The following is a 20,629-nucleotide window of genomic DNA, read 5'->3' as shown; positions in this document are numbered from 1 at the left end:
TTTTCAGGAAATCATCTATTGTATGTTTACCTATTGAGTTGCCTTATCGAGTCAAATCACACAAAAATGCAAAATATCCATTTTTGTCAACAAAACTAATTTGAAAGCAAACGTTATCATCGCAAAAAAAGTAAGTTACTTTCTAAATGTCAATACGTGAAAACCACTGCTTTAGTCACATTAATCCACCACTAACGTCCCCTTAAGTAGTGTTTTACACTGGATTTAATTTTCCTAGCAGAATAAGGACTCCGACCTTAGAATCCGCACACATAACTATTACAACCCGATTACATAACCCACCACACTCTTGCACGCTGCCGAAGAGGCAACAGCAGAGAGTATGGTTAGCCCCCAAAACGTGAAAGGTCTAATACAACAATGAGTCCAGAGAAATATCTCCAAGACTGGCAAACTAGCCAAACGATTGCTGAATCTATTTCCCCTCTAATTGGTAAGCTATATCGTCAAAAAGGAATCGAAGTGGTTCTGTTTGGTAAAACGCTTATTAATGCTACTACTATAGACATTCTCAAAACTCATCGCGTTGCAAGACGTTATACCGGTAACCCACTTTCGCTTGAGCACACGATGCCTATTATTCAAGCGCTTTGTGAAATGAGCATTTCTTCATGCCGTGTCGATGTTGGCCAATTGGCAACTATGTACTGGAATGAACATGACGATACAAGCTCTCTAAACGATTTCCTTATCACTGCACTTGATGGCGCTCGCGACGCAGATTCTTCACTGAAAGCGCGTGATGTGGTTCTTTACGGGTTCGGTCGCATTGGTCGACTACTTACTCGCCTTCTCATTGAGAAAAGTGGTCCAGGTTACCCACTAAGACTACGTGCGATTGTGGTTCGTGGCGGTAAAAAAGGCGATTTGGAGAAGCGTGCTAGCCTGCTGCGTCGTGACTCAGTTCACGGCCAGTTCAACGGTAGTATTGTTATCGATGAAGAGCGTAAAGCACTGATCGTTAACGGCAACTACATCCAAATTATCTACGCAAATAACCCAAGCGAAGTAGACTATTCAGCTTTCGGTATCAATAACGCGCTAGTTGTTGATAACACAGGTGTTTGGCGTGATTCTGAAGGCCTGAGCCAACACTTAGCGTGTCAAGGCGCAGAGAAAGTACTGCTAACAGCACCAGGTAAAGGTGACATCAAAAACGTTGTATTCGGTGTAAATGAGTCGGTAATTAAAGAAGATGACACCATCATCTCTGCGGCAAGCTGTACAACAAATGCAATCACGCCAGTCCTTAAGGCTCTGAACGATAAATATGGTGTTCTTTCTGGCCATATTGAAACCGTGCACTCATACACAAACGACCAAAATTTGATCGACAACTTCCACTCTGGTGACCGTCGCGGACGTAGTGCTTCACTAAACATGGTTCTGACTTCAACAGGTGCGGCAAAAGCAGTTGCTAAAGCATTGCCAGAGCTTGCAGGCAAGCTAACAGGCAACGCGATTCGCGTACCGACACCAAACGTTTCTATGGCAGTCGCTAATCTAAACTTAGGTGAAGACGTAGACCGTGATTCACTGAACGATTACTTGCGTGAAATGGCGTTGAACTCTGAGCTTTCGGCACAGATTGACTACACCGATTCAACAGAAATTGTATCAACTGACTTAGTTGGTTCTCGTCATGCAGGCGTCGTAGATGGTCAAGCGACTATCGCACAAGACAAGCGTTGTGTACTTTACATCTGGTACGACAACGAATTCGGTTACAGCTGCCAAGTTGTGCACTGTATGGAACAAATGATGGGTGTTCGTTACCAAACATTCCCTCGATAGGTGAACTTTGCTCCACAACGTTAACCACATAGCGTAGCGGACAATATCTCATATTTGTTCTAAATAATAAGCGCCATGCGCATTACTAATATTTTTCCCCGTTTATACGCCTGATCACCCTCAGGCGTTTTTTCGTTTCATTCATTTGACACTCTCCGGACAAAGTGAACGTCAGCATTCATGTTTTGTTCATGTTCACAGCATTAATCTGAGCACATAAATTACAGAGAGGTCATGATTATGAATCGGATTATTGTAACTGCACTAGCACTGATTACCGGCTTTTTTACGTTAGTATTTAGCTTGATCATTGCGATTCCGTTGACCATCGCAGCATTAATTACCGGTAAACGTATTGAAAAGCGCGTCAAGAAAATGCAGAGAGAAATGCACGAAGAGTATGAGTTTAATACAGGTAAAGCAGATGCGATTGAAGGTGAATTTGAAGAGGTTCGCCGGTAAGTAAATAAGATTTAGATGAGTTTCTCTCCCCCGACCGCTCCTGAGAAACTTCTTGCTTTCACCCTGTCCTTAAAATGGCAGGGTGCTTTTTTGAAAAGCAGCCACACGGGCTGCTTTTAGTATTTCTGTCTTGCGAGCTTGTCTATACCGTTACGACCACTCTAAGAGCCAGCAGCATGAGTACTACCCCTGACAAACGATCAATCAACACTGCCTTAGAGCGAATTCTGTCAACGACTTTAGAGCTCGATAGCACTAGGGTAATAAAGGTGTACCAAAGCCCATCCACAACAAACGGCGTGGCAACAATGATCATCTGATTACTCAAATCATTACCGAGCGCGACAAACTGACTGAATAATGCGATAAAAAACAAAGCAATTTTGGGACTTAAAATCGAGATAAAAAAGCCTTCTCGCGCAGACTGGATTACCGTTGTTTCCTCACCTGACTCCAACTTCGCAGCCACACCACCTTTTGAACGCAAAGCATTAAACCCTAAATACGCAAGATATGCCGCACCCACAAGGCTAATCGTCTTGAACAGCATCGGGCTTTGCTGCAAAACAACAGCGAGCCCAATCAAGGTAATAAACGCATATATACCAATGCCAAACGCATGAGCCCAAGCCGTAGCTAATCCATTGATACGTCCACCAGCCAACGAGTGCTTAGCGACAATAGCTAAGCTGGGACCTGGTGACATAGCCCCTAATAAACACACGGTAAAAAGTGATAACCAAACTGTTAGTGTCATAAGAATCTCCCCTCTTTGAAGCTCACTCTATCAACGGAAGAGGTATAATTAGAAATCAAAGTTATTCATACTAATCATGACTTCAAGTCATAGCTAAACGGTGTACGTATTAGCGAATGGAATACTCAGAGATTTGCATTACTGAGCGAATCTCTTCTCGCACCCATTTATGCGCAGGATCCGTGTCGTATTTGGGGTGCCACATTAACCAATATTGATGAATAGGTGTTTCGAGTGGTAATGCTTTATGGGTTACGTCCCAATGTTTAGCGAGGTTAACGGCAATATGTTCAGGAGCCACCATCAGGTGCTCACTTGCAACTAAGCGATTGATCGCAGCAGAGAAGAATGGAACCTTAAAGGTAACGTGGCGGGTGTGCCCTAGCTCTTTCAATGCTAAATCAGTGTAGGAATCTTTGTCTCCGCCGCCAGTCACTTTAATGTGTGAATATGAAATCAAGTCTTCAATACTGATCTGGTCCTGCTTTGCTAACGGATGAGAAGATTTCATCAAACAAACTGATGAATCCTCACCAATTTTAACGCTCGACACACTCTGTGGTTTTTCTGGATACATAGAAGACGCGATATGGATGCCCGTCTCATGAAGTTTATCAAGAAAGTTGGGTTGCCACAGTCGGTACGCCATATCTAACTGTGGCGCTTGTTCACCCAAGTGAGAGGCAATATCGGGCAATACGTATTGCGCCACGTAGTCACTAGAAGCAATAACAAGCTCACCTTGCCACTGCCGCGGCTCAAAAGGTTGGTCATCGAGTAAATGGTCAAACTCAGCCAGTAATGCATCAAGCTTTGATTTTAACGCTATTGCTCGTGGCGTTGGTATCAGTTGATTACCTTGACGAATAAGCAGTGGGTCACCACACAGATCGCGCAATTGTGCAAGCTGTCGACTGACGGCAGACTGCGTAATGTGCAAACGTTCTGCGGTCCGGCTGACATGACACTCCTCTAAAAGTACATGCAAGGATCTAAGTAGATTCAAATTAATGTTGTTTAACATATTCGCTCAGAAGGGTTTTCAACATGGCATCCATTCATGGTCACTTCACAAACAGGTTCCCAGTCGTGTTAAAGAATTCAGCTAAGACGGTATGAGTCATCAGGTTTCGAAGCTCTGGATATCGTTGAATTTGATCTCTGATTTCATTCAAGCGAGCCATAGTAGGCACTTCGACAAAAACCATCATGTCCGTCTCACCGCTGATCGCATGACACCATTTTACGCCATCAATTTTGTATAATTCGTCCGCGTATGATTCGCAATAATACGTAGAGGTTGATTTATCGAACTTTAAGGCAAAATAGGCGCAAATCGAATCCCCACCCGAAGGCGCAATTTCAGCGTGATACCCTAGAATCACTTTGTCATGCTCTAGCTTGCGAATACGGGCCGTTACCGCAGAACGAGAAAGGTTTACTTTATCCGCAATTTCAGTCACCGACAGCCGAGCGTTGTGCCTGAGCAGATCCACAATCTTATGATCAAACTTGTCCATACCGTTACCAAGCTTTCCTTATTTTTCTCATTCTATACCGATTCTAACTGCATAAGAAACCAACATTTTGTTGGAATTATTTAAAACAACCGTCATATTGACGGTTTAGTAAATCATTTTGTTATTAACATTTTGGATATGCTATTTGGCGGGCATGAGATGAGTGCTGTTATCCATTTCAACAGAAAATAGATAACACATTGAAATCAAATTCCCACCTTATACACTCAACACATAAATAGCATCGCTTAAACACATAAAACGAAATAATCAGAAGCTATAAGCTTTTTCGTAATAAGCCTCATAACATTGGATGAATCAATTCGCATGGAAGAGCTCAAAAAAGACATTTCACTCACATCAGGTATCGCACAGTTATCCACCACATTAATGGGAACGGGGCTGTTTATGATCCCGGCTATCGCAGCAGGTATAGCTGGCTATTTTTCACTATGGGCTTGGATTTTATTGTTCATCGCGATTTGTCCTATTGCGCTGACTTTTGCTCAACTGGGTAAACGATACCCCAACGCGGGCGGAACAGCCTTTTTTGTACGCAAAGCCTTTAACGCCAAGCTGGAAAGTAGTGTCGCTTGGCTATTTGTTAGTGTCATTCCGGTAGGGGTTCCGGCCGCGATTGCACTCGCCGCAGGCTTCCTACAACAAATATTGCCAGAGCCTATTAGCAACAATCTGTTTGCACAAGTTCTCACGGTAGTACTTCTTGTGTTCGTCAACTTGATGGGCACAAAATCATCAGGTCATTTACAAACTCTTATTGCTTTGAGTGTCTTCGCACTTGTTGGCGCATTTTTATGGAAAGGCGACGTTAACAGCGCCGATCTTGTGATGCCCGCCATCACACAAGAGTCAATTTGGCCTATTACCGCAGCGTTAGGCGTGATGTTCTGGTGTTTTGTTGGCATAGAGGCTTTTGCCCATATGGGGGAAGAGTTCAAAAACCCTCAAAGAGATTTCCCTATTGCCATTGTGGTCGGTTGTTTTGTAGCAGGGGCTACCTATTGGGCATGCTCTGTCGTTATTTTAAAATTTGGCGCGTATGGTAACGCTCAATTTGATAACGCATCCATCCCCTGGCTTAGTGCCCAACTACTAGGCGATGGAGCCAAATGGATAATCAGCTTGATAGGTTTCTCCGCTTGTTTCGCGAGCGTTAACTTATACACACAGAGCCTAGCGCGAATGGTCTGGGCTCAAGCTCGGGAACATCGTCCTTCTAGTCCACTAGCCAAGATTTCGCGTCGTGGTGTCCCTTTCTCAGCCACCATATTAGTTGGCGGTATATTATTGATCTCTTGTGTGATCGGAACCCTATCACAGCTCGATCTGGAGTTTTTCCTAAAACTCGCAAACAGTGTATTCGTTCTGGTTTACATGTTGGCGATGTTAGCCGCTTTCAAATTGCTTCGAGGATTTGGTAAAACACTTGCGGGACTGTCCCTACTGCTTTGTACCGGTGTTTTTATATGTTTAGGCTGGTCAATGTTTTATGCACTTGGCATTTTTACTCTACTTTTACTGCCTTGGAAACAGTGGCGACATAAGCGACAAACACGTGTAGTTGAATAGTCATCGCTTCCCATTTCGAAATATGTGAGCTAAACGTTGGATACCAGCGTCTATGTTCTCTAACGCGATATTGCCGTAACCAAGCACGGCACCATGCCAGTGACGTGCTTGAAAATCTGGGGGTTCATAATAGCTCAAAGGTCGCAAGATGATCCCTTCATGCTCTGCTAGTTTTATAAAACGCTGCTCATCCATACCGTCTTGCCATTTCAACGTAACATGAAGCCCCGCCGCTTGGCTAACGACGCAAACACGGTCGCCAAAATGCTGTTGAATGGATACATGCATCTGTTCATGCTTAGTTTTGTACAGTCGACGCATTTTTCGAATATGACGTAATAACCCACCTTCAGTAATAAAGTCTGCCAATGCTTCTTGTGTATGCGTCGGCGAATCACCACTTAACGCATCCTTAACCACTAAGCATTGCTCTACTAAACGTTCAGGAACTACAAGGTAGCCAAGCCGCAATCCGTTAAACATCACTTTACTGAAGGAACCCACATACAACACACGATCATCTCGACCCATTTGAGCTGCTAGCCCCTGTAAGCTGGTATAGGGACGATGAGCAAACTGGAATTCGCTGTCATAATCGTCTTCGATGATCCAACGTGACTGTTCGACTGCCCAGTTGATGATCTTCCCTCTTTGCTCAGTATTGAGTGTGGTGCCCATCGGATATTGATTGCTTGGGGTGATATACAGGGCATCGGCATCGCTTGTGGTCACAGCTTCCACATCAAAGCCTAGTTTCTCTCGGACGAATAAAGGCTCAAATTTATACTGCTGGAATTGAATCAACTTCCGCATTTGCGCGTAACCTGGTTGCTCCATCAGAACCTTATCACCTTGTTTGAGCACTACCATCGTCGCAATCGACAACGCTTGCTGCGCCCCAGAGGTAATAATGATGCGCTCTGGAGAACAATTCACTGAACGGCTTGATGCGAGGTAGTCAGCTAAAGCACAGCGCAATGCCCAACTACCCTGAATATCTTGATTCCCCAACAAGCAAGTACGAGACATATGGCGAGTGAGTAACTTTTGCCATTGCACCATCGGAAATGCGTCCAAATCCGGCACACCCGGTGCAAATGCGCGGTTGATGTCAAAGTTGGTTTTCGGTGATGAGTCTCTCTGAACTGAACTAGGTTCAGGCAAGTACTGCTCTGGCAGTTCTACGGCAACATAAAAGCCAGAACCTTTTTGGCTGTTCAAGTACCCTTCCGCCACTAACTGTTCGTAGGCAGAAATCACGGTATTCCTACTTAGATTAAGCTCTTGTGAAAGCTTCCGCGTAGAAGGCAGCTTCCCATTCTTCACCCACAGTCCTTGAACAATTTTCTTGCGAATAGCCAAAAACAACGCTTGCTGACGCGTTCCTTCACTGTCTTTTAAATGTAGGTCACCGATATCAATCAAAGACAAACTGGATCCATCCATTAGTTAAAAGTGGCTCTCTTTAAGCTACCAGTTAAACGCTACATTGCAATCAAAGAATGAGGATCAATGGCTCATAATCGTGAGTAAACAAGGAGAGAAAATGCTATCCAACACCAATAGAACGGAAATTAAGAAAGGCGCACATAAAGCCGTCTCTGATGTTAGCAAACTGCACACCATCATAGATGAAAGCCTAATCGCTCATATTGCGATAACCAACGAGTCAGGCCCTGTGGTCATCCCTATGCTGGCATGGCGTGTCGATGATTACGTGTATATCCATGGTGCCAACAACAGTCGACTGTTACGCTCACTCAAACAAGGAGTGCAAACGTGCTTAACCTTTACTTTGTTTGATGGTTGGGTATTGGCTCGAAGTGCGTTTCACCACAGTGCGCATTATCGCAGTGCTGTGGTCTTTGGCCAGTTTGAGGTGGTGGAAGATAACCAAGAGAAAGACAGGTTGCTGAATCACTTTATTGAACAGATCGCTCCGGGGAGAACAGAACAAATCCGTTTGAGTAATGAAAAAGAACTCAAAGCCACCATGCTACTGCGTATCCCGCTCACGGAGGCATCAGTGAAAATCAGCAATTTTGGCGTCAACGACGATGCGGAAGACATGGACATTCCTGTTTGGGCAGGTGTCCTACCCTACCGAACCGTCGTAGGTCCACTGCAAGCTTGTGACGATTTGTATGCAGGTATCGCTGAGCCAGACTACCGCAGAGCCTACTCTAATCGTTGGCAGGAATAAACACCGTAAAACGTGCGCCGCCTAAGTGACTCTCGCCGACAGAAAGCTCCCACCCCAGTTGCCGCGCTGCACTGGTAGCGATGGCAAGCCCTAAACCAAAGCCTTTCATGTCGGCGTTGCGGCTTTTGTCTAAGCGCGAAAATGGCATAAATACTTCTTCTCGCATCGCCTCAGGGATGCCCGGACCATCGTCCTCAATATCGATGCTCCAGCAATCCGCTACCGTTCGAATCGTCACCTCAACGCAGGACTCACCATAACGCTTGGCGTTTTGCAGTAAATTATCGAGGACAAGGTTACCCAAAGTAGGCTGAAAGTGAATCAATTGGTTCGCGAGTTCATTTTCTGCTCTCAACATGGCGGACTCTAAGCCTAGGTAATTCATGCGGCTTTTACACCAAAGTGGCAGTTCCATGGTTTCAACAGAATCGATCCATGAGTGGTTTTTCACACTCAAGCGAGACAGCATGACGATGTCGGATGTTAAATCCGTCACTACATCAACGTATCGTTCAATATCGTCATGTAACTCTGCCTGCATTTCACCACTCGTGCGTCGAGCTAAATCCGTCGCTAGCTGAATACGACTCAGCGGAGTGCGCACTTCATGAGGAATAGCTTGAGTAAAGATGTGTGTTTGGCGCACTCGTCTCTCAATCTCTTCAGACATGCAGTTGAAGCCTTGGGCGAGCTCTTTCACGGGTTGCGAAAATTGCTTTAGATCGACTCGCGTATTCAACTCACCAGAACCAAATTGTTGTTGCGCAGCCGTTAGTTGCCGAATTTGGCGGTCAAGACGTCGTACAGGTATGTAAACCATAATGCCTAAACTGCATACAACAACCAAAAGTAGAGTAAGTATAAATACAATCTCAGAATCTTCATTCCAATCAACGTGTGGGCTAAAGAAGTCCGTTTTTTCTTTGAAAACTAAACTCTTCGAAGTGTTAGGCAAAGGGAATACCGCAGCATAGGTACTGCCATCAATAAGATAAACAGGTATCCCTTGCATACGGTACAGCAGATTACAATCTCGACAAGGCGGTGATCCGTCCCAGTTTTCAACCAATGTTAAATCAAAGATAAAGAAATCTTGCTTGCCGTTTTCGGTTAACTTCTTGTAGAGAGAATCCGGAGTGCCTCGTTGCTCAATGTATTGATCGACAAAATAAGCACCGTCACTCAAAAAAACACCGACTTCTGTTTTGCGCATGTACTCTTCCCCCATAAAGAGAAACAAAGCAACAGTCAGCGCAAGGCCAGTTACTAACCCCACATATAGACGAGTAAACAGGGAAAACATGCGTCATTTACCTGTCAGCATGTAGCCGTGGTGACGTATGGTTTTAATGGTAGCCGTATGGATATGAGCCTTGGAGAATTTCTTCCTTAGCGAGGATATACGCATATCAATCGAACGATCAGTAATACAGTATTCAATGCCTCGGGCAAGACGGCAACATGATTCACGAGATACTGGCTTATCGACATTCAGCATCAGGAGCTCTAAAATTTCAAACTCAGAACTCGTTAAACCAATATCTTTTTGCAAATAAAATGCCTGGGAGCGACGAAGACAAAGACTAATGCCATATCGGCTCAGCTTTTCTTCTTCAACGATATCAACTTGACGACAATAGCGACGCAACGCTGCTTCAATACGGGCGAGAAGGATATTGCCTTTTATCGGTTTGGTAAGGTAATCATCAGCACCAAACTTAAATAAGCTCACCTCGCTCATTTCATCATCGGTCGCAGTCAAAACAATGATAATACCATGATAAAACTTACGCGCCTCTTGGCATATTTCTGCGCCATTTTTTCCTGGTAACATCAAATCTAACAGTACTAGGTCCGGCTTGAGCCCCTTAATCGTTTCTAATGCATTTTGACCGTTATCGATGACAGTTACCGTATACCCTTCGGCTTCGAGGTACATTTTGGTTAATCGAGCAATCTCTGAGTCGTCTTCTACCAGTAAGATTGTATTACCCACCATGAATCATTTACTCCACCAATATGATGGAGGGAGTATATCGCTCGTCCTATACTGCGCAACCTACTTAAATGATAATTTTAAAAAAACGCAGGCTTACATACGCTTACAAACCATACATATATGATAATCCTAATCATTCTATACCCCTAAAACCATGCAATAACCTGAGGTTTTATTCATTATCAGAATATAGCTTCACATAGAAAATAAAATTCGGAATAAAAATCCACTATATTTTTAAATGTATCGAATAATAGGTCTTACCAAAAAACAATATCAACATATATGACTTAGTTTGCTTATATAGACAGGACTTTATGTTGCTTCTAAGTTTCTTGCTCTAATAAAGTCTACGAGTAACATGAAATGAGATATTCCAAATTAACACCTTTAGCCATATTCTGCGCGATAAGTCTAACTGCTTGTGGCGGCAGTGAATCTAATCCGAAACCATCGAAAACAACACCTCCACCACCACCAATGCCAACATTGAGCACTGTCACAATCCCAACTGTCGTTTCTACAGAGTTTCCAACCAAGTTAAAAGTGGCTGCTGATTCGGGCTTCACCCACTATGTGAAAATCTCCCTTTCCGAAGCAAACAACAACGATACATTTCACATTGTGGCTGTTGATGACGGTGCGAATAATGAAAAAATCTTTCGTGCAGCCAAAATCATCCAACACCTTCTCACAAACCAACCAGACTCTAAGTACGGTGCTGACAAGTCTCGTATCGCTAAGACATTAGCCGAGCGTGATGCCACACTAATGCTGACCGAAAACGACGAACAGAATGATGAGATGTTAACCAAAATCTTTATCAACGAACTGATTCGCCAAGACAAATTGAACGATGCAGTTGCAAACTCGGGCTTAGCACACTCTTTTGATACGAGTTCTCTAGAAAAGTTTGTTGTAAGCATGATGGTACTTAGCGAAGATGATATGGATACACTTGTCACATCTATCGCGTCAACATTAGTAACTAGTAAAGAAACACCAAACTGGCTAAGGAATAGCCAATCTTTAATGTATCGAGAACTGACAGTTGAAGGCGATTGCCATTACATGAGTAATTTTGCCGATTACTGCGCCAATCTTGGCAAAAAAGCCGAACGAGACGCCGCTTTTGAAGAAATTTTACACTTGGTCCAAGCGCAAGGTATTGCACCTAACACGGAGACTGCGGCACTGCAAAATGACATTCAAGCTCATGCGTTAACAATCTATAACGATATTAAATCGGGCAAACCGACGGTGTGGCGCCCTACTCAGTATGACTGGGACGATTGGAAATCGGACGACTTCGATCCTGAAAGTGTTAAACAAACGGGCCCTTCATATTCTCACGAATATTTTGCTGCCGCTTTTGAAGCTTACATGGGTGTAGCAAAAGCAAACGGACATGGTTTAGATGGCTACCAAGCGTTAACGCGTGAAGAAATGCAAACCCAAGATCCACAAGCCGTTGATTGGATCAGTGGCTTATTCCACGGATACTTGCAATATACCGCGAATATCGACTCTGCGGGCGTCAAGCTCTACACAGAAAAGACAAATCCAGGCACAGTACCTACCTTCCGTATGGCTCCCAACAAAGACGGTTTGATAGAAGCGTACACCTACAAATCTCAGTGGTTAACAAAAGTGAAGATCATTGGCGACGACGCGATGAATGTGATCGGTAATGATCAAAACAATACTTTTGAAGGCAACAGCAAAGACAACAGCATTTATGGTGAAGGCGGTATCAACACCTATATCGTGCCACACAAACTGGCGGAATGTACTGTTATCAAAGCAAAGAGCGTTTCTGTTGAGTGCCCAAATACAGGCACTGACGAGTTGTACGACATTCAGAACATCCAATTCACCGACCAAACCCTAGATGTAACCAAGCTATAAACAATGAAAAACATGAAGAAACTTATTTTATTCGCTCCCTTGCTCCTTGTTGGTTGTGGTGGCCTAGCCGTCATGGATCGTACTGATGCCGTAAAAGCACAACCAGAAATGCTGATCAAAACCGACGGTGATTTTTGGGGATTCGGTGCGGATGGCCATTTTGATTTTGCTGGTAAGTACAAAGGCAAGTATTCACGCAGTGCTTCTAACTCAAGTTGGTTTAACCGTATCTCTTTCAAAGAAGGTTCAATGGGCGCAGAAGTGACTCGTATCGACAGCGGGGAAACTTGGCTTTTGAACTGCACTGGAGGCGGTATGTCGGTTAACTACATGGGCGTCGATTTTGGTGGGAATGATCCTTACACCTGTGACATTACTCAAGATGGTAAAAAAGTCGGTGAGTTTGCGATGGAGCCAAAATCCGCTCTCATCGACATCAGCTTTGAGAAAAAAGAGACAGGCGTAGTGCGTATTGGTAGCACCCAATTTAATGTAGAAACTGTACATACTAGTCCTGACGCCATGATGGCGGTAGACATTCCATTGGGTTATAGCTTTAAGGAAGGCACACAAGAAATTGCCGCTGTGCAGACGAACGGTACCATTGCGGTACAGATGCTCCCTGAACTTAGCGAACAAAAAAAGGATGTAATTGCCATCGGCGCTGTTGCAAGTGCACTAAGTTGGCGTCCTAAGAAATAGCCACCACATAAAACGACACAAAAAAATAACAAAGCCCTCAACTTTGAGGGCTTTTATTGCTTGTACTCATAGAGATAAGTGGAGCACTACTTCTCTAATCTTCCCGTATACTGCTTGGGCGTTAATCCACGATGTTTCTTAAACATACGATTGAAGCTCGCCACATTGGTGTAACCAAGGCGCGTGGCAATGTCATCAATACTCACGCGCTTACTCAACAAACCAGCTGCAATATTACTCAATACATAGCCAGAAACCGTCGAAAAATTGAGCCCTAATTTATGCAAACGACGTTGAAACTGCTGTTCAGATAAATCAAGCAGAGAAGACACGCGCTCTAACGTTGGCAATCCATAATGGCTGCTGTAGTTCACTACTTCATAAATCACTTTCAACTCGTCTTCTGGATCGGGCATATTAAGCAAATCATCCAAGTCGGAAAAACTCATCGCTAGACGGCTGTCTTCTCGATGGCTCACTTGGCGGGAGGCTAATCGGTCATCTCCCGGGATCCATATCTCTGTTTTTGGCTGACTCCATTCCACCTCGCAGCCGAAATATTCCCGGTATCGCTCAGTATTTTTTCTCGAGCCTGAAACCTTGACACGTAAAGGCTGGTAATCTTTGCCAAGAAATTCGCGTAACACCTTAATCATAAATACCGCACAGCGGATACTATCGTGCACCTTTACTGACGTTTCTATAAACGGGTTGTGGTAAGTCCATTTGATGATTTTACCCGACTGTTCGCCAGCAAAAAACGCCCCTGATTGTAGATTGCTCACACCATAATTCACTCGCCGAATGGTACTGGCTAAATCATTGCCGGAGAATAACCAGCGTCCCACTGGCCCTAGCTTTTGCAGTTCAATACCCCGGCTGAGACTCAACACCACATCCGGGTCAGCACTGGCTTGTTCAACACAACGATACCATTCCGCAACGGCTTTTAGCGGGATCAGTGTCATTGGGTTACGAAACACCGATACTGGGATTCCTAACTCATCCGAGTCCAAATTGTATTTAGATAACGCGAGGTTATGCATGTTTAGAATGCCCATCGCGCGAATAAACCGAACCGTTTTCATAACCAATTACATCAAATTTAATCCTATAGTGATTGAATCTGTCACAAAGAAAGCCGCAAATCAAATTCAGATCACAATACGCCAACAGTTTGATAGAGGAGTGTTTAATGAGTTTACTGAGTGTCCCATTTGTCGGTACAGGCGCAGATACGGCGTTACATGTTGTCGCTGCTGTCGTTTTAATTGCGAGTGTCGCGGGCGCGTGTTACGGCTTTTGGAAAATCCATGAATTGCCTATCAATAAAGCACACAGCAAAGACCATCATCAGATAGGGCTCATCACTGCGCTGACCTGGATAGGGTTTGTCTGGCACTGGGTTTGGGTGCTAGCCGTGATCTTTGCATTTGTTGATATGGAAAAAGCCATCATCAATCTGCGTGATACATGGAAAAGTAAACCGCAAACAGAAACACAGCCAAAAGAGGAAGCATAATGTTAGAAGGTTTAGCGGTATGGGCTCTCTTCATCTATCTGCTGCGTTTGGTTGGCATGCCTTGGAACAAAGCAACCAAATCGTTCGCTTATCTTGGCGGTTTGAGTTGGCTGATGTTCGTCTGGGTAGGTTTGATTAACTTCACCCCGATGGATTTATCCGGCGGTTCTGTCGTGCAGTCACCACACATCCAATTGCGTCCAGATTCAACCAATGTAAAAGGTAAAGTTGACCACATTTACATTGAGCCGAATCAGCAAGTTAAAGAAGGTCAGCTCATTTATGAACTTGACCCAACGCAATACAAAATCGCATTAAATCAAGCGAACGTATCCGCTGATTCTGCTCGCGTAGCATTAGCTACAGCAAAAGGCGACATCGAGATTGAAGAAGCTAACCACGAAGCGCTAGTGCAAGATCTAGAAACATCAAAGAGCCAGTTGGAAGCGGCGAAAGTTGACTACAAATTGCAGAAAAAAATGCTAGATCGTTATGTTGAGCAAAACCGAGTGGTGCACAACACCATCACGGAAAGCGATATCGACAAACAATCGAGTGCGGTTGATATGGCACGTCACAACGTGTTGACCCTTGAGTCTCAAATCAAGAAGAAACAAGTCGATATTTCCCGTGCAAAACTGGCGATTCATAAAGCGGAACTTGCAGTTGAAACCAAACAAGCCGAACTGCGCCAAGCGAAAGAGCAAATTGCAAAAGCGCAATGGGATTTGAATAGCACAAAAGTTCATGCCCCAACAGATGGCTTTGTCACCAACTTTATCCTGCGTGAAGGTCAGCGTGTATCAATGATGCCGCGTATCAACATGTACACCAACGAAAAGTACGTACTAATGCGAGTGAACCACCAGGCGATTCGTAACATCAAACCGGGTCAGCCAGCGGAATTCTCTTCGTCCGTTTACCCAGGTAAGATCTTCTCAGCGACCGTCGAAGGCATTGTTGAAGCAACAGGTGAGTCACAAGGTAATCTACTGGGTTTCGATGATTCCGTACGTGTCACCACTGGAAAGAACTTACAGAACAAACACCACTTTGTTCGTCTTAAGATTGATGAGCCAGAAGGCTACGACATCCCTGTTGGCTCTGTTGGCCTCGCATGGATCAGCGGTGAAAAACCGATAGGCTTCATGGCCTTCTTAGATGTGATTCGCGGGATCATCATCCGAATGAAGTCTCAACTGTACTTCTTCTACTCTATCTAAACTCGCAAACCGCCAGTTACGCTGGCGGTTTTCTTTTCATTTGTATCCAAACATATCCTTTTCCCGTATAACAATTAGTTAGTAAATAGCGGAGAAGATTCATGTCGGCAAAGGAAAGAAGCCTACCTACCCATCGCATCTCAAGATTCAGCAAGTTCGCTTCACTTGCTACCCGTGTCGCAGGCAATGTGATTGCAGAAGGCACGAAGCAGATAGCCAAAGGCAACAAACCAAAAGCGAAAGACCTCTTGCTGACGCCACAGAACATCGCGCGCTTAACTGACCAACTTGCTCACCTGCGTGGCGCTGCAATGAAGCTTGGTCAAATGCTATCAATGGATGCTGGTGATGTTTTAGAACCTGAACTTGCCGATATTCTTTCCCGTCTTCGTTCCAACGCAGACCCAATGCCTGCAAAACAACTCAACGCAGTAATGGAAAGTTCGCTGGGAACGAATTGGAAAGCTGAGTTTCTGTCATTTAACTTCAAACCAATCGCCAGTGCATCAATAGGACAAGTGCACCAAGCCTACAGCGATGCGGGCGATAACCTAGCCGTCAAAGTGCAATATCCGGGCATACGGAAAAGTATCGATAGCGACGTCGATAATGTCGGTACACTGCTCAAGGTCGTTGGGTTGATTCCCGAGTCTGTCGACTACAAAGGATTACTCGAAGAAGCGAAAAAGCAGCTACATGACGAGGCCGATTACGCACGAGAGGCACAATTTGCCATTCGTTATCATGACGCTTTGAAGGAGCACCCTCATTTTGTGGTGCCCAAGGTTCATACTGAAAGTTGCTCAGACTCCGTTCTCGCGATGGAATTCATTGATGGTAGCCCGATTGAGCAAATCGAACATTATGATCAGAGTACGCGAGATTTTGTCATGCACAGCCTACTCGAATTACTGTTTCGAGAGCTGTTCGAATTTAAGATGGTACAAACCGACCCAAATTTCGCCAACTACTTATATATCGAAAACACTCGTCAAATCGGCTTGCTAGATTTCGGGGCCACTCGAGAGTACAGCGAGCGGTTCAGCACTGGTTATCGCCAAGCTTTCGCATCTGTCGTTAACAATGACGAACAAGGCTTGAATAATGCGCTTGAACAAATAGGCTTCTTCAGCCAAACCATCCTTCCAGACCAACGCCAAGCGATTCTCGATCTAGTGAAAATGGCATGTGAACCGATGTTAGTTGATGAGCCTTATGACTTTAAAGCCAGCGGCTTAGCACAAAAGCTTCGCGAGGCTGGCACCATTCTAAGCATGGAGCAAGAATACTGGCATACTCCACCAGCAGATGCCCTATTTTTACACAGAAAAATCGGCGGAATGTACTTGCTGGCAGCCCGTATTGGCGCAAAAGTGAACATTCGCCAATTGGTACAGCCATATCTCACCATCAACAGCGAATAGCCTATTGTTTTTCTGTTACTTTCAAGTACCTTGAGCAAGGTTAAGGTGCATAGTTGTGCATCTCAATAACATGCCATACTTCCATAAAACGAATTAACTATCGGGGTACTCGGTGAGCAAGTTTCAAGATCTCTCCACTCTAATCCAGCAAATTGGCCAAGCCGAAGAAGCGGATCAAGTCGCAACGCTCAATGAATCTATTGAAGCGGGCCTCGAGCCCGGCGCGGTTGCCCTGATTCTAGAAGCCTTTCCAATCGACGATCGTGTTCGCTTATGGCGAGCTTTACCACTAGAGCTACATATCGACGTGTTAACGGAAATGCGTGCGGACGTACGTTTCTCTATCATCAATGCGTTATCTGAAGTCGAGCTAAAGCTAACTCTCGCTAAACTCGACAACTTGTCGCTCATCGAATGGGCCGATTCGTTGCCAGAGTCGATCATCAGCGAAGCGCTCTCGTTGATAGAAAAAGATGAGTTGGAACTTTACGATCAAGCAAACGAGTATGCTGATGAAGAACTCGGCCACTGGGCTGAACGTAAGATCATCACCCTGCCCTTCAACATTACGATTGGGACAGCTAAGCAGTTAATGGAGCGCTATAGCTACGACACGCCTCAACAGGTGTATCTGATTAATCGTAATAAACAGTATCGTGGAACGGTCAACTACTTCGATATCTTACGTGGTGACCCCGATACTCGCTTAAAAACACTCATTATTGAGGCTGTGACGGTGCTAGACAGTAAAATGATGCTTCCTGAAGCGGTAGAGGCATTAGAACACAGCACACTGCCCGCTCTCCCTGTAACTGATGCAGACCAAACACTGATCGGTGAAGTCGATTGGCAGTTTGCATTGAGTACACAGCGTGAAATCTACGAAGCACGTTTGATGGCGGGTACAGGTATGGATGAAGGCGATGACTTGTTTGCGCCAGTATTAAAAAGCTCGCAAAAGCGCGGTGTTTGGTTAGGCATCAATTTGCTTACTGCGATTTTGGCTTCTGTCACTATCGGACTATTTGAAGATGTAATTGCGCAGGTGGTGGCTTTGGCGGTGCTCATGCCAATTGTTGCATCCATGGGGGGCATTGCTGGCAGCCAAACGCTCACTCTAATGATTCGTGCGATGGCGCTTAATCAGATCACCCCAGGTAACCGCTTCAAGCTTTTGAAAAATGAGTTGGGTATTGGCTCTCTGAACGGCATTGCTTGGGCGTTAATCATCGGCGGGCTCGCCGGATTGTGGTTTCAATCTCCGGTTCTTGGGGGAACCATCGCGCTGGCCATTATCGTCAATATTATTACCGCAGCTTTATTTGGTGTGCTGATTCCCATTATTCTGGATAAGTTTAAATTGGACCCCGCTTTGGCTGGCTCGGTGATTCTAACAACAGTGACAGATGTAGTTGGTTTTTTCGCCTTTTTAGGAACGGCGAGTTTAGTCATGCTTTAAAAGGTTCATTGTTTATTAATCAATCATTAGCATAATAGAGTCAAATTGCATAACGCAGTTGCAAATTGCAAACATACTCAAACTTTAAGCAACGCATGTCACAGAAACTACGTATTTTAGGGCATATTAAAGTTGGCACAGTAACTGCATTATATAAATCGACCCTTCTTAAGCCGAGGGTCACCTAGCCAACTGACGTTGTTAGTGAACTTGATTTTGTTCACATGTATATAAGCCAATCGCACTCTTTGCGGTTGGCTATTTTTTTATGTGGCTATTGCCCTCTTATCCTCTGACCGAGCTCGGTTGTACTTTTCTTGCCCACAACAGATTGTTTACTGTTTATAAAATTCAAATATTCGCCCAACAAACCATTAGAAATGTCAGCTTCAACAAAAATAAATCACCTACATAAAATAAAACCAAGAAAACATACCCAAGAAAAGAACAAATACCGTCCAAACCAAAAACCTCATCATGAAAACGTTTTCTTTTCATAGAAATCGACTGAACAATTCAGAGTTATAGATAAATTTAATCCATAAAAACAAATAGCAATTCAAAACATTAACTTCACATAGAAAATCTGTCTATAAATCATAGAAAACACGTAAAACCAAACTTTTCACTTTTAGAATTTAAAAATCAAACTATTGTTATTAAAAGAAAAAATACACAACAAAAATCAAGCAAACGTTTAAATTGCAATTTTATCATTGACTATTAAATTTACATCACGATAATACGCGCCGTTTGCCTGAAATCAGGTGCTATAATTTAATGTTTCAATGTGCGGAGGTAATAATGGCTGGAGACAATAATTACAGTCTTGGACCAGTTCCCAACACGGCCAGAAAAGGCGTGGCATCACTTACAATGGTGATGTTAGGACTCACTTTTTTCTCCGCAAGTATGTGGACTGGGGGTTCTCTCGGTACTGGGCTCTCCTTCAATGATTTTTTCCTCGCTGTTCTCATCGGTAACCTAATCCTCGGTATTTACACTTCTTTCCTCGGTTACATCGGCGCTTCTACTGGTCTCTCTACTCACCTTCTTGCTCGTTTCTCTTTTGGTTCTAAAGGCTCTTGGCTTCCTTCTGCTCTTCTTGGCGGTACTCAAGTTGGGTGGTTTGGAGTTGGTGTCGCGATGTTTGCGATTCCGGTGCACAAAGCAACGGGCATCGATACCAATACTTTGATCCTCGTCTCCGGTTTGCTCATGACCGCGACCGTTTACTTTGGCATCTCCGCACTGATGGTGTTGTCAGCAATCGCCGTTCCTGCCATTGCACTACTTGGCGGCTACTCTGTCATCGAGGCAGTAAATAGCGTTGGTGGTATTGGCGAACTACAACAAGTTCAACCAACCGAGCCACTCGATTTTTCAATAGCTCTCGCGATGGTTGTCGGCTCTTTTGTCAGTGCTGGTACATTAACGGCGGATTTCGTACGCTTTGGTAAAAAGCCGCGCAGCGCCGTGATGATCACCATGGTGGCATTTTTCATCGGTAACTCGTTAATGTTTATCTTTGGCGCGGCAGGTGCGTCGGTGACGGGTCAATCAGACATTTCTGAAGTGATGATCGCGCAAGGTCTTCTTATTCCAGCTATCATCGTTCTTGGCTTGAACATCTGGACGACCAACGACAACGCGCTCTACGCATCGGGTCTTGGATTTTCCAACATCACAGGCTTACCAAGTAAATACACCTCAATGGCGAACGGTCTTGTTGGCACACTTTGCGCTCTCTGGCTCTACAATAACTTTGTTGGCTGGCTGACCTTCTTATCTTTGGCAATTCCACCGATTGGCGGTGTGATCATCGCTGACTTCTTCACGAACCGTAAACGCTACGCAAACTTTGAAGCCGCCCAATTCCAAAACGTTAACTGGGCTGGCATTATCGCTGTCGTGATTGGCGTTGGTGCGGGACACTTCCTGCCTGGCGTAGTGCCGATTAACGCTGTACTTGGCGGCGCAATTAGCTTCCTGATTCTTAATCCTATTCTTAACAAAAAAGCACTGGCTACACAGCCAGCGTAAGG

General features: G+C 44.5%; 18 protein-coding genes. 11 read left to right on the top strand and 7 right to left on the bottom strand.

The window, feature by feature from the left end:
- The first annotated feature begins 381 nt into the window (after window positions 1-381).
- Both R7E00_RS01525 and R7E00_RS01520 read left to right on the top strand, forming a co-directional pair.
- Window positions 382-1,815, top strand: a complete 1,434-nt coding sequence (locus R7E00_RS01525; RefSeq protein ID WP_005373606.1) for a glyceraldehyde-3-phosphate dehydrogenase — start codon at window positions 382-384, stop codon at window positions 1,813-1,815.
- 240 nt (window positions 1,816-2,055) lie between these two features.
- Window positions 2,056-2,277, top strand: coding sequence for a hypothetical protein (locus R7E00_RS01520; protein ID WP_005373607.1), 222 nt, complete (start codon window positions 2,056-2,058; stop codon window positions 2,275-2,277).
- Between the two features lie 142 nt (window positions 2,278-2,419).
- On the opposite strand, the gene R7E00_RS01515 is transcribed toward R7E00_RS01520, so the two are convergent.
- The 3 genes from R7E00_RS01515 to R7E00_RS01505 form a co-directional block, all read right to left on the bottom strand.
- On the bottom strand, window positions 2,420-3,034 hold the full coding sequence (locus R7E00_RS01515; RefSeq protein ID WP_005373611.1) for a LysE family translocator: 615 nt from the start codon (window positions 3,032-3,034) through the stop codon (window positions 2,420-2,422).
- 109 nt (window positions 3,035-3,143) lie between these two features.
- On the bottom strand, window positions 3,144-4,058 hold the full coding sequence (locus R7E00_RS01510; RefSeq protein ID WP_042522676.1) for a LysR family transcriptional regulator: 915 nt from the start codon (window positions 4,056-4,058) through the stop codon (window positions 3,144-3,146).
- Window positions 4,059-4,098: 40 nt separating this feature from the next.
- Entirely contained in the window at window positions 4,099-4,554 is a 456-nt protein-coding gene (locus R7E00_RS01505) for an Lrp/AsnC family transcriptional regulator (protein WP_005373615.1), read from the bottom strand.
- A gap of 327 nt (window positions 4,555-4,881) precedes the next feature.
- On the opposite strand from R7E00_RS01505, the gene yjeH reads away from it, so the two are divergent.
- Window positions 4,882-6,144, top strand: a complete 1,263-nt coding sequence (yjeH, locus tag R7E00_RS01500; protein ID WP_042522677.1) for an L-methionine/branched-chain amino acid transporter — start codon at window positions 4,882-4,884, stop codon at window positions 6,142-6,144.
- Here the strand turns inward: yjeH and R7E00_RS01495 are convergent, their stop codons facing one another.
- Entirely contained in the window at window positions 6,145-7,590 is a 1,446-nt protein-coding gene (locus tag R7E00_RS01495) for a PLP-dependent aminotransferase family protein (RefSeq protein WP_262606153.1), read from the bottom strand.
- 100 nt (window positions 7,591-7,690) lie between these two features.
- Between R7E00_RS01495 and R7E00_RS01490 the strand changes: the two genes are divergently transcribed.
- Window positions 7,691-8,347 (top strand): pyridoxamine 5'-phosphate oxidase family protein, encoded by a 657-nt coding sequence (locus R7E00_RS01490; RefSeq protein ID WP_064376225.1) that lies wholly within the window; start codon window positions 7,691-7,693, stop codon window positions 8,345-8,347.
- Here the strand turns inward: R7E00_RS01490 and R7E00_RS01485 are convergent.
- Window positions 8,328-9,650, bottom strand: a complete 1,323-nt coding sequence (locus R7E00_RS01485) for an ATP-binding protein (RefSeq protein WP_064376224.1) — start codon at window positions 9,648-9,650, stop codon at window positions 8,328-8,330. The genes R7E00_RS01490 and R7E00_RS01485 overlap by 20 nt on opposite strands.
- A 3-nt stretch (window positions 9,651-9,653) precedes the next feature.
- Window positions 9,654-10,346, bottom strand: a complete 693-nt coding sequence (locus R7E00_RS01480) for a response regulator transcription factor (protein ID WP_005373624.1) — start codon at window positions 10,344-10,346, stop codon at window positions 9,654-9,656.
- Between the two features lie 366 nt (window positions 10,347-10,712).
- Between R7E00_RS01480 and R7E00_RS01475 the strand changes: the two genes are divergently transcribed.
- Entirely contained in the window at window positions 10,713-12,254 is a 1,542-nt protein-coding gene (locus tag R7E00_RS01475; protein ID WP_053307229.1) for a hypothetical protein, read from the top strand.
- A 12-nt stretch (window positions 12,255-12,266) separates the two neighbouring features.
- On the top strand, window positions 12,267-12,956 hold the full coding sequence (locus R7E00_RS01470) for a hypothetical protein (protein WP_053307228.1): 690 nt from the start codon (window positions 12,267-12,269) through the stop codon (window positions 12,954-12,956).
- Between the two features lie 86 nt (window positions 12,957-13,042).
- Here the strand turns inward: R7E00_RS01470 and R7E00_RS01465 are convergent, their stop codons facing one another.
- Window positions 13,043-14,044 carry an AraC family transcriptional regulator gene (locus tag R7E00_RS01465; RefSeq protein ID WP_005373633.1) on the bottom strand — a complete coding sequence of 334 codons (1,002 nt, stop codon included), beginning with the start codon at window positions 14,042-14,044 and terminating at the stop codon, window positions 13,043-13,045.
- 107 nt (window positions 14,045-14,151) lie between these two features.
- On the opposite strand from R7E00_RS01465, the gene R7E00_RS01460 reads away from it, so the two are divergent.
- From R7E00_RS01460 to codB, 5 genes are all read left to right on the top strand, one after another.
- Window positions 14,152-14,478, top strand: a complete 327-nt coding sequence (locus R7E00_RS01460; protein ID WP_017635162.1) for an MFS transporter — start codon at window positions 14,152-14,154, stop codon at window positions 14,476-14,478.
- Window positions 14,478-15,701, top strand: a complete 1,224-nt coding sequence (locus tag R7E00_RS01455; RefSeq protein ID WP_186585459.1) for an HlyD family secretion protein — start codon at window positions 14,478-14,480, stop codon at window positions 15,699-15,701. Before R7E00_RS01460 ends, R7E00_RS01455 begins: the two co-directional genes overlap by 1 nt.
- A gap of 101 nt (window positions 15,702-15,802) precedes the next feature.
- Complete coding sequence (locus R7E00_RS01450; protein WP_186585460.1) at window positions 15,803-17,125, top strand: ABC1 kinase family protein; 1,323 nt, start codon at window positions 15,803-15,805, stop codon at window positions 17,123-17,125.
- 112 nt (window positions 17,126-17,237) lie between these two features.
- Window positions 17,238-18,584: a magnesium transporter gene (locus tag R7E00_RS01445; RefSeq protein WP_186585461.1), complete on the top strand. Its 1,347-nt coding sequence runs from the start codon at window positions 17,238-17,240 to the stop codon at window positions 18,582-18,584.
- Between the two features lie 804 nt (window positions 18,585-19,388).
- The gene (gene codB / locus R7E00_RS01440) at window positions 19,389-20,627 is read left to right on the top strand and encodes a cytosine permease (protein ID WP_318124398.1); all 1,239 of its coding nucleotides are present in this window, start codon (window positions 19,389-19,391) and stop codon (window positions 20,625-20,627) included.
- The last annotated feature ends 2 nt before the right edge of the window (window positions 20,628-20,629 follow it).

This window comes from Vibrio sp. Vb1755 (assembly GCF_033338635.1).
Lineage (GTDB): Bacteria > Pseudomonadota > Gammaproteobacteria > Enterobacterales > Vibrionaceae > Vibrio > Vibrio alginolyticus.
The sequence above is the reverse complement of the archived record's forward strand: the minus strand, read 5'-3'. Positions and strand labels throughout refer to the sequence as shown.